We start from the raw sequence: 14,386 nt of genomic DNA, 5'->3' as shown, positions 1-14,386 counted from the left end.
AAGTGCATCGTCGAATGTTGTTTTTGTTGTTCGAAGCCTGAGTCGCGGCGGTTTATGGTTGGCGGCCACCCTCCTCTCGCAACAGCGTCTGCAAGGTGTCCAGACGCGCACTGTCGAAGGCAGTGACCGTGCCCGATTCGAACACCCGGCGCGCCAGCCCGGTCAGCACCGCACCGGGCGGCAGTTCAATCTGTAGCCGCACGCCGCGCTCGTAGGCGCTTTGCACAGTGCCGCGCCAGTCCACCACGCGGCACATGTTGAAGGCGAGGTCGTCGCGCAAGGCATCTGGCTTGACCAGCGGACGCGCGCGGCTGCCACTCAGGTAAGCGATTTTCGGGGTGTTCAGTTCAACGTTGGCAAAGGCTTCGGCGAGGGTTTGCGCCGGTGCTTCCAGCAACGGACAGTGTGACGGCACGCTCACCGCCAGGCGTTTGGCCAGACCGGCGCCACGACTGCGCGCCAGTTCGGCCACCGCTTGCATCGCCGCGTCGCTGCCGGCAATCACCACCTGGTTATCGGCGTTGATGTTGGCCAGGTACACCGGCGACTCCGCACTGTGCACCTGCGCCAGCAGCGTTTCGACGGTGGCTAATTGCAGACCGATGATTGCGGTCATGCCAAAGCCCTGTGGATAAGCCTGCTGCATCAACTCGCCACGCAGGCTGACCAGATGCAACGCGTCGCTGAAGCTCAGCGCCCCGGCGACCACCGCTGCCGGGTACGCACCGATGGACAGGCCGGCGACGTAATCCACCGTGAGTCCGTCTTCCAACAATTGCCGCGACGCCGCGACCCCGGCAATCAACAGGCACAGCTGAACCGCCCGGGTGCTGCGCAACGCTTCAGGCGAATCGAGCAGCGAGACATCTTCACCGAGCACCTCGCTGGCCTCGACCACGGTTTCCCGAGGCAAACGCTGGAGCATGCCCGGTTGCTGGGCGCCTTGGCCGGGGAACACCAGCAGGCTGCTCACGCTGCCTGCTCCTGCGGGTTCCACGGGTCAGCGACCAGACAGGCTTGATGGGCGTTTTTCAGCAGCACCCGTGCAGACCCGCTGGCCCATTCGCGCAACGCGACTGCACCGAACGGCGTCTGCAATTGCATGTCGACCCGGCACACGGCTTGATCAAAAACCGCGACCAGTTTGCGTGCCTGATTACGCGTGATCAGTTGCGGTGTACGCAGAATCAGATCGAGGTCACTGGCCGCGTGCATCGCGGTAAAACCACTGGCCAACTCAAACCCGACACTGCCGCTGACACCCCAGACCCAACCGCAGTCATCAAGCATTGGCCGCAGTTGTTTGAGGGCCTGCATCACTGGCAGATCGCGCTCGCAATCGACATGACAAAGCGCTTCGGGGCTGACCCGACAGGCAATCGAATCGAGCGCCATAAACGCCGCCAGCCGCTGCTCACGCAGCACACCGCGAATGCCCACCGCGACCCAAGCTTCAGCGCTCACCGCGCGCCGCACGACCACCGGTTGCCCGGTAGCCAACGACTCGATTGCCCACTGCGGCGCATCCGCCGGCAACTGCGCCGGGGTCATGCCCCAGAGCAGGTCGTGAGCCAGTGGCATGTTCACCACTGCGCCCTCAGCAGTTCACGCACGCGGCTGGAGGCTTCACGGTTTTTCGCGCCGAGACGGTTGCTCAGGTCAGTGCTGGCGATATCGCCGATGGCCTGTTTCAGGCACTCGGTCACCCGCGCCAGATCCTCCGCCGTCGGCTGCTCGATCTGCTGCACCGACAAGGTTTCCCAGAGCAATCCGAGGCTGGCGTAGCTGTCGATGTCATAGGCCATCGGCGGCACACTGGCGGCCAGCGCTTCCAGTTCCTCAACACTGCGCAGGGTCACGCGCGCCGCGGAGGCCTTGCCCATCGCATGCACCATCACCCCTGGATCGCGCAGGGCAATCAAACGGTTGGCCTGATAACCGTGGGCGAGAAACGCCCCGGACATGGCCTTGCCCACCAGCAGCGCAATCACCGGATGCCCGGCCAAACGGGCGCGGGCATAACTGTCCGCCGCCCCGGCCAGGGCCTGATGAATACCGAGGGCTTCTTCGCGGCGACCGTAAGCCTGGCTCGGTACATCGACGATGGCGATGATCGGGCGCTTCTGCGCTTCGTCGCGATCTGCCGTGATCACGTCATCCACAGCCTTGGCCAGACCCCAGCCCTCGAGCAATCCGACTTCACCGTTGCGAGCCCGTGGGAAACGATTGTCGGGGTCAGCGACCACCGCGATAAAGCGCCCAAGTTCGCCGTCGGCGACCTTCAACGATAGCGGCAAACCTTCGACCGCTTTCGCACCAGCGCTGAGGGCGTTGAACCAGTTCAAACCGCGCACGGAATAACCACTCATGAGCGCTCTCCTTGATACAGATCGCGAACCACCGACGGTTCGATTTGCTTGGCAGTGTCCAAACGGTTCAGGCGTTGCAGAAACCAATCGGCGCGCTGACTGCGCGGCTGGGTTGGCAAGCTTTGTTGCAACAACTCGCCCACCTGCTGACGGATCTGCGCCACATCATCGGCGACATAACGATCCACCAGACCACTGGCGAAACGCTGTTCGCCACCGGTCAGGCTCCAGATGAAGGGCCGGTCGCGGGAGTCGTATTCTTCGATCCCGGCCTCCTGCTCGATCACTTGCGGGCCGTTGAGGCCGAGGCGTGCTTCCTGGGTCACCAGCAAATAGCTGCACAGCGCGGCGGCAATCGACATGCCACCGAAACAGCCGACGCTGCCCGCGACCACACCGACCACCGGTTGGTACCGCTGCAAATCGACAATCGCCGCATGAATATCGGCAATCGCCGCCAGCCCGAGGTTGGCTTCCTGCAAACGCACGCCACCGGTTTCCAGCAGCAACACAGCGCGGGTCGGGATGCCTTTGCGGTTGTCTTCGGCGGCCAGTTCCAGCGCGCCGGCAATCTTCGCCCCGCCGACTTCGCCGAGGCTGCCGCCCTGAAATGCGCCTTCAATTGCGGCGATCACTACCGGCAAACCATCGAGGCTGCCCTTGGCGAGCACCACGCCGTCATCGGCCTGCGGCACCACGCCCTGGCGTTCGAGCCACGGCGACATGACCCGTTGAAACGGGTCGAGCAATTCGCGGAAGGTCCCGGCATCGAGCAAGGCTTTCGCCCGTTGCCGTGCGCCGAGTTCGACGAAGCTGTGTTTGTGCAAAAGCGCTGCGCTGTCAGTCATGGCCGAGCTCCTCGAAACCTTGTTCCAGGCGCAAACGCACCACACCCGGCGTGGCGCCGAAATCGTGAATATCGATGGCCAGCGCTGGCGGCGTGGTGCCGTCGAACATCCGCGCGAACAGATGCTGCCAGCGCTGCTGCGCACCGTTGACCGAGGTCTGCACATTGATCGTCAGCTTGCCGGCCAGACCCGGTTCGATCAGCACTTCCAGATCGCCCGAGCCGACACAACCGACCAGCGCCCGCCCGCGTGGCGGCTGCCCGGCGGGGAATTCAAAGGATAAGGTTTCCATCAAAACGCTCCCTGAAGGATGCCGTCGCGCTCGATACGATCGAGCAACAGCGTGGCGGCGAGCAAGTCGGCGGCGCCACCGGGCGAGGCATTCAATGCGATGAGTTGTTGATCCAGTTCGTGCAGGCGCCGACGTCCGCTGAGGCTGGCGCTGCCGCCAGCGTCGAGCACCGCTTGCGCACCTTGTTGCATGGCCTGCAAACCCTCTTCGCCCGCGCGGTAGAGCACGCAGGTGTCGGCCAGATCGGTCATGATCGCCAGCAGCGCATCGAGCCGGGCGTTCTGCTCGCCGTGGCCGCTGGCGCGGCTGCGTTTGAGTTGCGGCAGGCCACGTTGCAGCACGGACGGGAAGCCAAGTTGCGCTTCTTCGCGGGCACCGCGTGCGCCGTAGCGCAGGGCAACTTGCGCGCCGTGGCTGAGTGGGCGCGGTGCGTGGCGGTCATCGATTAAAGCCAATCGCGCAGCGCGTACGGCGACGGCACTGGCGCCGCTGGATTTAGGTTCCAGTGCCGCGGCGGTGATCAACAACCCCAAGGCCCAAATGGCACCGCGATGGGTGTTCACGCCGTTGGTGGTCGTGAGCATGGCTTGCTCGCCTTCACGGCCGATCCGACCAATCGCTTCGCGCAACGTTGAATCGACTTCGCCGATGTCCACCGCCGCTTCAGCCATTTCCTTGAACGCCGGCCATAACGACAACGCCGAAGCGTGCATCAGGCCCAAGTGCAGATCGGTGTGCGCGCCATTGCCACGCCGGTCGACCAGCGCCGGTTTCGGCGACAGGTCGGCTTCGTCGATCAGCGCATCCACCGCCAGATCGGCCAGGCGTTCGCTCAGGCTCAGGGGTTTCGCTTGCAGATTGAGTGCGTGCATTACCAGCTCCTGAACTTGGCGGGCGGGTTGTAGAGGCCGCCGGACCACTCGACCAGATCGGCCACGCTTTTCGCCGCCAGCAATTCGCGGGTGGCGTCGGTGCGGCGGATGCCGAGGTCTTCAGGCAAGGCGATCAGGCCTTCGCGGCGCATGCGTGCGGTGTCTTTCGGGTTGTGGCGCAGACCGATGGCGGTGACGCCGGCCACCGCTGCGATCATCGCCTGACGCTCTTCCAGCGAGCGCGCCTTGTACAGGTAGGCGATGCCTTCTTCGGTGAGCAGATGGGTAACGTCGTCGCCGTAGATCATGATCGGCGCCAGCGGCATGCCGCTTTTCTTCGCCACTTCCACCGCGTCGAGCGTTTCGACGAAGGTCGGTTTGCCACCCTCCTGGAAGGTCTCGACCATTTGCACCACAAGTTTCTTGCCGCGTTCGAGCATCGGTTGCTGCGCGTCGTCGTGGCGCATGTCGAGCCACGCCGGGGTGCCGTGACGGCGACCGCGCGGGTCGTGGCCCATGTTCGGCGCGCCGCCGAAACCGGCGAGGCGGCCACGGGTCACGGTCGAGGAATGGCCGTCGCCATCGACCTGCAATGTTGCGCCGATAAACAGATCGACCGCGTACTGCCCCGCGAGTTGGCAGAACATCCGGTTGGAACGCAGCGAGCCGTCGCGCCCGGTGAAGAACACGTCCGGGCGTGCGGCGATGTAGTTTTCCATGCCCAGTTCGGTGCCGAAGCAATGCACGCTTTCGACCCAGCCGCTCTCGATCGCCGGGATCAACGTCGGGTGCGGGTTGAGCGTCCAGTTGCGGCAGATCTTGCCTTTGAGGCCGAGGGATTCACCGTAGGTCGGCAGGATCAGCTCGATGGCGGCGGTGTTGAAACCGATGCCGTGGTTGAGCGACTGCACGTTGTGTTTTTCGTAGATCCCGCGAATCGCCATCATCGCCATCAACACGTGCACCGGTTTGATGTGCCGTGGGTCGCGGGTGAACAGCGGTTCGATGTAGAACGGTTTGTCAGCGACCACGACGAAATCGACCCACGAGGCCGGGATGTCCACGCGCGGCAGTTCGCTGACGTCGTCGACCAATTGGTTGACCTGGACAATGACGATGCCGTCGCTGAACGCGGCCGGTTCGATCAGTGCCGGGGTGTCTTCGGTGCTGGGGCCGGTGTAGATGTTGCCGGCGCGGTCGGCCATGAACCCGGCCGAGAGCACGACGTTGGGGATCAGGTCCACCACCAGCCGCGCGTAGAGTTCGATGTAGGTGTGAATCGCGCCGATTTCCAGCAGGCCGTCTTCGAGCAACTGGCTGATGCGCAGGCTCTGGGTGCCGGCGAAGGAGAAATCGAGCTTGCGGGCGATGCCGCGTTCGAACAGATCAAGGTGCTCGGAGCGACCGACGCTGGGCATGATCATGTGCAGATCATGCAGCTTGGCCGGATCGGCTTTGGCCAGCGAACGGGAAAGGAAATCCGCCTGTTTCTGGTTGTTGCCCTCCAGCACCACACGGTCGCCGGGATGGATCAACGCTTCAAGCGCCGCGACGATCTTGTCGCTGGGCAACACCACACCATCGGCCAGCCCGCGCACCTTGTCGAGACGCCGCTGCTTCTCGTCACGCCGCCGCGTCCAGCGCGAGTCGGGGGAAATTGTTGTTGTCATGCTCACTCCACGGGGTTCGCTGTCGTGGAGCCAAGGTAGGCGTGTGAGCGGGGCGCATCAATCAAGCGCGGTGGTGAATCATTACGGTCAGCGTAATGGTTGAGCAATGGGGGAGCTCAAGCACGAGATAGCAAACCCTCAGGACTAAAAGCAGCGGTTTTAATTGCCAAACACATTAACGAACTGTCAGTTCTTACAGGTTCAGCATTAGACGATTACTGCTAAAAAGGACTCACGCCCCTGTTGGGTTCTCATCCAAAAGTTACTCGTCATAAATTCGAATGACGAAGGGAGATTGAAATGGCCGACATCAAGGATCCCAAAAACACAATTGTCATGGAGACAACTCAAGGCAAAGTCTGGATTGAGCTTTTCCCCGATCTTGCGCCCAATCATGTTGAACGCATCAAGAAACTGACGCAGGAACACTATTATGATGGTTGCAATTTCCATCGAGTCATTGGTGGTTTCATGGCTCAGACTGGATACCGTAGCGACAAACACTTCGGGAGCGGCTACGGTTTTCTCAAGTCCGAATTTTCGAAAAGTAAACACCTTCGGGGCACTTGCTCGATGTCTAGGAAATCCGACCCTGACTCGGCGGATTGTCAATTTTTCATTTGTTTTGAGGACTCTCCTGTTTCGGACGGGCAGTACACGGTTTGGGGAAAGGTCATCGAAGGAATGGAGAATATCGACCGGCTCGAGCGTGGCGATCCTGTGAGAAATCCTGACAAGATCATATCGATGAAGATTGTCGAAGACCCTGTCGTAACTCCAGGTCGGAATCAAGACGAAGATATCGATCCAGAAACGAAGTTGATCAAGCAACAAACCGTGCAACAGTCCTCCACTTCTGTCTTAGGGCCAACCAAACAATTACCAGTAGATGTTCTGAAATAGCTTCAATAAAAAGCCTGTAGGAGCTGTCGAGTGCAACGAGGCTGCGATCTTTTGATCTTCAGGATCAAGATCAAAGGATCGCAGCGTGCCGCAGCTCCTACAGAGGAACGCATTCCAAATGTGGGAGCGAGCCTGCTCGCGAAGGGGCCGGTGAGATCACCACATCACTCAGTCAGTCGGCACCAGCCTGTCCAATACGCGATTGACTGCCATTTCCGCCACCATCACCACCTGAGCAATACCCTGCAACGTCTTGCGGTGCGAGCCTTCAACCAGCGCCGCATGATTGTTGAGCATGACCGTGGCCGAGCCGAGGGATTCACTGGCGTCGGCCAGCAGGGATTCGCTGTCGGCGTCGGGGTTGGCCATGTACAGCGTGTTGGGGGTGTAGGGCGTGGCCATGAGGTCGGGTTTTGGCGGGCCGAGGTAATGGTCGAGGGCGCGCTCGGCGGCTTCGTGAAATTTCTTTGATTCGGGGGCTTCGTAGGGGGATGCCGTGTCTGTGGACGGCGGGTTTGGCGTTACTTTGAACATGGGGATAAGCCTCTATTAGGCCGCACCATCCCGCTGCTAAACGATAGGGTGGCGGCTATGCGCAAGTTAGCAGACCGGTCAATCCCCAACCCGGCGCACCCGAAGGTGCCATGCGCACAGCCACCATCAAGCGCAGGCGAATGCCTGACTGGATGAATCTCGTGCACCGGGGAAAGGACAAGCCGGGCTGCTAAACCCGATCACTGGGAATCAGTGACGCAATCAAGTTACGCAGCCTGCCGAGGGCGCACAAGCCGGCGGATTCTGGTGCATGCGTAGGCAGTGGCGCAAGGATTTGTAGGCTGGTGAGGCGTAACACTGAGTGTCTTTAAACAGCTGTGCTGAATGGTGTTTATTGCGCTGTAGAAATTGAGGGTTTGTCTGTCGGATCAGAGTGAAGCGACTGGCGCCTTCGCGAGCAAGCTCGCTCCCACAGGGGATCTGTGTCGTGTCCAAAATCTGTGTTCACTGAAGTTCCAATGTGGGAGCGGGCTTGCTCGCGAAGAGGCCAGTCAGGCCACTGAAGACTCCGGATCAGTGGATAAGTCCGGCATCCACCAACAACTGCTCCAACCCCAACAAATCCGGCACCTTCGCCACCTGCTCCCCCACTTGCACCGCCGCCTGCTCCAGCGCACACAGCGGCACATCGACATAACTCAACTGACTGTCGAGCTTGTACGAACGCGGGATCCCCTGCACCAGCAGCGCAATGAATTTCAGCTGTGGCAAGCCGCCAAGTGCGTTGAGGATGACGATCCGCGCGCGTTCGCCGATGACGATTTTCTGCCCGCAGGCCGACTCGAAACTCAGCAGCGGAATCTGCCGTTCACGCCAGCTCACCCGCCCCAGATACCACGGCGGGGTGTCGAGGTCGAAGGCGCTGGCCTGGTAGTCGATCAGTTCGGCGACGGCGACGTTGGGCAGGATCAGGTTGCGGTCGGCCAATGGCAGCAGCAGGCCGGTGAGTTGGCTGGTGCGCGCGTTGTGGCGGCGCTCATGCATGTTTCTTGCTCCAGTGGGCAATGCTTTCGAGCAGCACCGATTCCTGATACGGCTTGCCGAGGTAGTCGTTGACGCCGATGGCCATCGCGCGGTCGCGGTGCTTCTGCCCGGTGCGCGAGGTGATCATGATGATCGGCAGGTGCTGCAGGCGTTCGTCATTGCGTACCTGGGTGGCGACTTCGAAGCCGTCCATGCGCGGCATTTCGATGTCGAGCAGCATCAGGTCGGGCATGTGCTCTTCGAGCAGCAACATGGCGTCGACACCGTCCTTGGCGGTCAGCACGTTCATGCCGTGGCGTTCGAGCAAACGGCTGGTGACCTTGCGCACGGTCACCGAGTCGTCGACCACCAGTACCAGCAACGGCTTCTGCGGTTCGCTGTCGATTTCCGCCTGCGCCGGACGCTGTGCAACCCGCGCCTGCATCGCGCGGATCGGTGCGAGCAAATCAAGAATCAGCACCACCCGGCCATCGCCGAGAATCGTCGCCCCGGACACGCCCTGCACTGCCGCGAACTGCTGGCCGAGGCTCTTGACCACGATCTCCCGGGTGCCAGCCATCGCATCGACCTGCACCGCGATGTGCCGGTCATTGCACTGCACCAGCAGCACCGGCAACGGCAGGCTCTGGCCGAGCAGTTTCGGGCGTGGCGCGGTTTTCAGCAGCTCGCCCAGATAGCACAGTTCGTAGCGCTGACCGGCGTAGTGATAGCTCGGCGGATCGTTGCGGTAGTGCCCTTCCAGATCATTCGGCAACACCCGGACGATGCCTTCGATGGTGTTCAGCGGAATCGCGTATTGATCCTCGCCGCATTGCACCATCAGCGCGCGGTTGACCGACACGGTGAACGGCAGACGAATGCGGAAGTGCACGCCCTGCCCCGGCACCGAATCGATGCTCATGGTGCCGCCGAGCTGGCGGACTTCCTCATGAACCACGTCCATGCCAACGCCGCGCCCGGAAATCTGGGTGATCTTTTCCGCCGTGGAGAACCCCGGCTGCAGGATGAATTGCAGCACGTCGCGGTCGCTGATCTCGGCGTCCGGTGCCAGCAGGCCGCGCTTGATTGCCTTGCGCCGCACCGCGTCCAGCGGCACTCCGGCGCCATCGTCACGAATATCGAAAACGATGTCGCCACCCTCGCGGGTCAGGTCCAGCGTAATCGTACCCTGCGCCGGTTTGCCCGCCGCCAGCCGCACTTCGGCCGACTCCAGACCATGGTCGACGGCGTTGCGCAGCATGTGCTCCAGCGGCGCGGCCATGCGCTCCAGCACGTTGCGATCCATCTCGCCTTCGGCGTTGCCGATGATGAACGCGACATCTTTGTTCAGCTCTTCGGCGACCTGACGCACGATGCGTTTCAGGCGCGGCAGCATGCGTTCGAACGGCACCATGCGCGTACGCATCAGGCCTTCCTGCAACTCGGTGTTGATCCGCCCCTGTTGCTGCAACAGGTTCTCGGCGTCGTGGTTGCGGCGGTCGAGGGTTTCCTTGAGATCGAGCAAGTCGGAGGCGGATTCGAACAGCGCCCGCGACAGTTGCTGCAACTGTGAATGGCGGTCCATTTCCAGCGGATCGAATTCTTCGTAGCCGAGGCGTTCGGCATCGACTTGCTGACGGCTGAGAATCCGCCCCTGGGTTTCGGTGTCGAGCCGGCGAAGCTGATCGCGCATGCGTTCGATGGTGGTTTCCATCTCGTTCAGCGCGGTTTGCGCATCGCTGACTTGCTGCTCGATACGCCCACGGAAAATTGAGGTTTCCCCAGCCAGATTGACCAGCTCATCGAGCAGTTCGGCGGAGACCTTGACCATGTCCGCGCCGGCATCAGCGGCGGGTGCCGCAGGCTCGGTCTTGGCCGGAATCGGTTGCAGCGGTGGCGTGTCGAGAGTCACCGGGTGGCTGAAATTCTGGATCGCATTGATCAGCCGATCCGCCGGTGGGCATGGCTGCCCGGCACGCACGCCATCAAGCATTTGCGCCAGCCGGTCATGCCCGCGCTGCACCAGCGCGAACAGTTCGGCGGACGGTTGCAGCACGCCGGTAGCGAGGCTTTCGTAAAGGTATTCGAGCTCATGGGCGAGGTCGCCGATCGGGCCGATCTCGACCATCCGCGCGCCGCCCTTGAGGGTGTGCAGATCGCGCAGCAGGGTTTCCACTTCCTGGCGATTGCCCGGCTCTGCCTGCCAGCGCAGCAGCGCCGCGCCGGAGCTTTCGATGATGTCGAAACCTTCTTCAAGGAAGATTTCCAGCAGCTCCGGATCATGCGCCGCGCTGTCGTGTTCAGCCGTCGGCTGCGCCGTTTCGGGACTGCCGGACTGGCCCTGGCGGAACTGGCGGATCGCTTCGATCAGGTCTTGCGCCGGGGTCAGCGCCTGGTGGTTCTGCAACTGTTCGAGCAACTGCGCCAAGCGGTCGTGACTTTTGTGCAGCAAGCGCCCAAGCAGCTCGCTGTAACTGTGGCGACGATCCACCAGACCTTCATAAAGACTTTCCAGCTCATGGGCCAGATCGCCGATGGCATCGACTTCGGCCATCCGCGCGCCGCCCTTGAGGGTGTGCAAATCGCGCTGCAACGATGACAGCGGCGCAGCGTTGTCCGGGTCGCTCACCCAACGCTGCAAGGCCTGACCGGCACTGTCGAGAATATCCACCGCTTCTTCGAGGAAGATTTCAACGATCTCGTCGTCGGGTGCGGTCTCGGCATTGGCGTGGGCGAGTTCGGCGGTCGCGGCGCCCAGTTCGCTGATGCTCAAGGTGCGGCTGCCGTCGCTGCGAATCAGCCCCATCGCCGTCGGGTCGAGGCTTTCATCGAGCAGTTCGTGCAGGGCGCGGACGCGCTGCGGCTGTGGGGTGATTTCCTGGCCTGCAGCCAGTTCGTCGAGCATGTTGATCAACGCTTCGTGGGCGTTCTGCGCCTCCTGGAAAAACCTGTCGCTGACCGCCAGGCTGCTTTCTTCGACGGCGCCATAGAGGTCGAGCAAGGCTTCGCACAACACGTCCACCGGCAGCAGATCAGCGAGGTGCGCGCCTTCGCCAAGGGTGGTCAGTTCGTCCAGCAGCGCGCTGAGTTCCTGACGCTCGCCGGGGTGTTGTTGCCAACGCTGCAACAGGCTTTCGGCGTCGAGCAGGATGTCCATGCCCTGGGCGAGGAAGTTGTTGATCAGTTGCGCATCGCGCTTGATCCGCAGACCGGTGTTCGGCGCGTTGAGGATCGCTTCCAGGCGCTCGGCCAGCAGCGTTTCGGTGCGTTTGATCAGCGACTGCGCACCGACAATCGGCGCCAGCGGATCGTGCTTGAGCTGGCGCAGACCGACGCGGAACAGGCCTTCGGCTTCGAGGAGCAATTCCACTTCATCGAGATCCAGCGGCAACTGATGCGCCTTGAACTCGCGCGCCAACTTATCCAGCGGCGCCGCCAGTTCGGCAATCGGCAACACGCCGGCCATCGACGCACTGCCCTTGAGCGTGTGCAAGGCGCGTTGCAATTCGTCGCTGGCCGGCAGCGGCACATGCTCGGCGGCCTGATCGAGGAAGCGGTTGAGGCTGGCGAGGTGGGTTTCGGCCTCGTTGCGGAAAATCTCCAGCAACAGCGGATCGAGGGCCGCCACATCATCGACGTCTTCGGCCGCCAGCGGCTCGACACCTTTGGCCAGCGCATGCGCGCGGGCCGCCAGTTGATCGACATCGCTGCGTTGACGCTGGCGGTGCGTGGCGAATTCGCTGATCAGTTCCGGCAGCAGCAACACTGTGTCGGTGAGCAACTGCTGCACCTGCGCGCTAGGTTCGACGCTGTGTTCCAGCACGCGGTTGAGCAGGTTTTCCACGGCCCACGCCAGCTCGCCAAGGATCAATGCGCGCACCATGCGCCCGCTGCCCTTCAAGGTATGAAAGGCCCGACGCAATTCAGTCAGTGCGGCGCGGTCATGGGTGTCGGCCGTCCAGCGCGGCAGGTATTCGTGCAGAACCTCGAGCACCTCGTCGGTCTCTTCGAGGAATACTTCGCGCAGTTCATCGTCCACCGGTTCTTCATCGGCGGGCGGCGGCATCAGGTTGCCGGGGGTGATCAAGGCCGGCGGATTGACCGCCGACACCGGGCTGGCCAGCACCTCGGCCAGCGACTTCACGGTCTCGGGGTCATCCAGTGCCTGCAGGTCCTGCATCACCAGCGCTTCGCTGGGGCTGAGTACATCGTCGAGCAGCGGCACGTGCTGCTCATGTGGAAAGAACCCCAGGCTGGCGAGGCTTTTCTGTGCAACATCCAGCAATTGTTCATTCGGCGCTTGCGGGTCGTCGCTCAGGCGTTCGAGGTAATACTCGAGGCTGCTGATGACGTCGGCGAGATGATCCAGTTGCTGCCAGCCCGGCTCGTGCGGATCCAGCAGCAGGTGTTCGCGAATAAAGCTGTTGCAGGCCTCGACCAGACTCGCCGCGCGGCTCAGCGGAATCATCGCCAGCGCGCCGCGCACCTGGGTCAGCAGTTCCGGCAGCGGTTGCAGTTGCTGGCGATCCCAGTCGGCGTCGATGTAGTCGACGATCATGTCCTTGGCCTGTTGCAGGCAGATGCGTGCTTCCTTGATCACGATCTGATGGATCTGCGTCAGATCAGTGGTCGGCAGGCGCGCGTCTTCGGGGCTTTCCGGCTCTACGGTGCCGACCATTCCGGCGAGGTTGGCTTCGACGTAAAGCAGCGCGCCGGCAACGTCCATCAGGGTCGCGTCGTTCGGTTCGCGCTGGCCCTGGACGAGGCTGAGTACCACCGCCAGTTGATCGATGATGACTTTGCGCGGCTGGCCGAAACCGAGCACCGCGAGGGTGTCGGCGATCTGCCGCAGCGGCGCCAGCAGACTCTCCAGATCGGAGGTGTGCTGACGGTCGCTGCGCACGAACAGGTCGAGGCGTTCCTTGACCCGCACCAGTTCTTCGCACAATGCCGCCAGCACCGAGCGCATCGCATCGCGGTCGGGACCGGCCAGACGCGCGCGTTCTTCGTCGACCATCGCGCTGTCGGGCAACGCGTCGTCCAGGGAGTAGCGATCTTTCATGGTCAGCATCTGCCCGGTGGGATGTTCGGCTTTGGCAATATAGAACAGCAGGCTTTTCAGCAGCTCCGGCGGGGGCGGCTGGTTGAGGCCGCGCATGCCCTGTTCGAGCAGGCGCTTGAGCTCCTTGTCGGCGTCCTTGAACAGACTGCGCAGCGCCGGACTGTTGGCGATGGCGCCTTCGCGCATGCCTTCGACCAGGGCTGAAGCGACCTGCCACAGCGGACTCAACGGCGCGTCAAAGCTCAGCGCTTCGAGGCGCTGGAAGACTTTCGCCAGGTATTCGAGGTGGGTCTGGTCATCCTGCTCGCGCAGCAAACCGACCAGCGCCATTTGCAGCATCTGGCGCCATTTGCGCAGCACATTGGGCAGGTCGGGAGGCTCCAGCGCGGCCAAGGCTTGTGCGCTCAACGGCGGCAAATCCGGCAAGGGCGGGCTGAACAGGCTGGTTTCCGAGAGCAGGCTGTCGCCGCGCGCACTGCGCAAATCGTTGATCAGCGGCAGCACCACCAGCGGCAGGTCGCGGCGGGCGCTCTGCACGCGATCGAGGTAGATCGGCAATTGCCCGAGGGCTTGCAGCAGCAGGTGCAGGGCTTCGTCACGATGGCTGACGCGCTCCTGCTGCAAGGCTTCGACCAGATGCTCCATCTCTTCGGCGAGCAAAGCGGCGCCGTAGAACTCGACCATCTGCAGGCTGCCGTGCACCTGATGAATATACGTCAGACACTCGTCCAGCCCCGGTGAGGCCTGCGGATCATCGAGCACGGCTTCAATCGCCTGATGCGCCTGCCTCAGCGTTTCGGCAATTTCACCCTTGACCCATTCGAGGGCCACGTAGTCGTGCCGGTCACCCAT

General features: G+C 62.4%; 11 protein-coding genes. 1 reads left to right on the top strand and 10 read right to left on the bottom strand.

Annotated elements, in window-relative coordinates; all coding sequences use genetic code 11:
• Positions 1-52 precede the first annotated feature (52 nt).
• From mdcH to mdcA, 7 genes are read right to left on the bottom strand one after another with little or no spacing between them, the layout of a single operon-like run.
• A complete protein-coding gene (gene mdcH / locus JFU48_RS09180) occupies positions 53-973 on the bottom strand; it encodes a malonate decarboxylase subunit epsilon (protein WP_201136366.1) in 921 nt (306 codons plus the stop codon).
• Positions 970-1,590 (bottom strand): malonate decarboxylase holo-ACP synthase, encoded by a 621-nt coding sequence (locus JFU48_RS09175; RefSeq protein ID WP_201136365.1) that lies wholly within the window; start codon positions 1,588-1,590, stop codon positions 970-972. The genes mdcH and JFU48_RS09175 overlap by 4 nt, the downstream gene beginning before the upstream one ends.
• Positions 1,584-2,369, bottom strand: coding sequence for a biotin-independent malonate decarboxylase subunit gamma (gene mdcE / locus JFU48_RS09170; protein ID WP_201136364.1), 786 nt, complete (start codon positions 2,367-2,369; stop codon positions 1,584-1,586). The genes JFU48_RS09175 and mdcE overlap by 7 nt, the downstream gene beginning before the upstream one ends.
• Positions 2,366-3,217, bottom strand: coding sequence for a biotin-independent malonate decarboxylase subunit beta (locus JFU48_RS09165; protein WP_201136363.1), 852 nt, complete (start codon positions 3,215-3,217; stop codon positions 2,366-2,368). The genes mdcE and JFU48_RS09165 overlap by 4 nt, the downstream gene beginning before the upstream one ends.
• A complete protein-coding gene (locus tag JFU48_RS09160) occupies positions 3,210-3,509 on the bottom strand; it encodes a malonate decarboxylase subunit delta (RefSeq protein ID WP_201136362.1) in 300 nt (99 codons plus the stop codon). Before JFU48_RS09160 ends, JFU48_RS09165 begins: the two co-directional genes overlap by 8 nt.
• Positions 3,509-4,381 carry a triphosphoribosyl-dephospho-CoA synthase gene (locus JFU48_RS09155; protein ID WP_201136361.1) on the bottom strand — a complete coding sequence of 291 codons (873 nt, stop codon included), beginning with the start codon at positions 4,379-4,381 and terminating at the stop codon, positions 3,509-3,511. The genes JFU48_RS09160 and JFU48_RS09155 overlap by 1 nt, the downstream gene beginning before the upstream one ends.
• Positions 4,381-6,051, bottom strand: a complete 1,671-nt coding sequence (mdcA, locus tag JFU48_RS09150; protein WP_201136360.1) for a malonate decarboxylase subunit alpha — start codon at positions 6,049-6,051, stop codon at positions 4,381-4,383. The genes JFU48_RS09155 and mdcA overlap by 1 nt, the downstream gene beginning before the upstream one ends.
• A 300-nt stretch (positions 6,052-6,351) precedes the next feature.
• Between mdcA and JFU48_RS09145 the strand changes: the two genes are divergently transcribed.
• On the top strand, positions 6,352-6,954 hold the full coding sequence (locus tag JFU48_RS09145; protein WP_103485183.1) for a peptidylprolyl isomerase: 603 nt from the start codon (positions 6,352-6,354) through the stop codon (positions 6,952-6,954).
• A gap of 168 nt (positions 6,955-7,122) precedes the next feature.
• Here the strand turns inward: JFU48_RS09145 and JFU48_RS09140 are convergent, their stop codons facing one another.
• The 3 genes from JFU48_RS09140 to JFU48_RS09130 all read right to left on the bottom strand — a co-directional run bounded on the left by JFU48_RS09140 (position 7,123) and on the right by JFU48_RS09130 (position 14,386).
• Positions 7,123-7,488 (bottom strand): DUF6124 family protein, encoded by a 366-nt coding sequence (locus JFU48_RS09140; RefSeq protein ID WP_201136359.1) that lies wholly within the window; start codon positions 7,486-7,488, stop codon positions 7,123-7,125.
• A 534-nt stretch (positions 7,489-8,022) separates the two neighbouring features.
• Positions 8,023-8,493, bottom strand: a complete 471-nt coding sequence (locus JFU48_RS09135) for a chemotaxis protein CheW (protein ID WP_003229084.1) — start codon at positions 8,491-8,493, stop codon at positions 8,023-8,025.
• Positions 8,486-14,386, bottom strand: a complete 5,901-nt coding sequence (locus tag JFU48_RS09130; protein ID WP_201136358.1) for an Hpt domain-containing protein — start codon at positions 14,384-14,386, stop codon at positions 8,486-8,488. Before JFU48_RS09130 ends, JFU48_RS09135 begins: the two co-directional genes overlap by 8 nt.

Source organism: Pseudomonas sp. TH49 (assembly GCF_016650625.1).
Taxonomy (GTDB): Bacteria; Pseudomonadota; Gammaproteobacteria; order Pseudomonadales; family Pseudomonadaceae; genus Aquipseudomonas; species Aquipseudomonas fluorescens_H.
The sequence above is the reverse complement of the archived record's forward strand: the minus strand, read 5'-3'. Positions and strand labels throughout refer to the sequence as shown.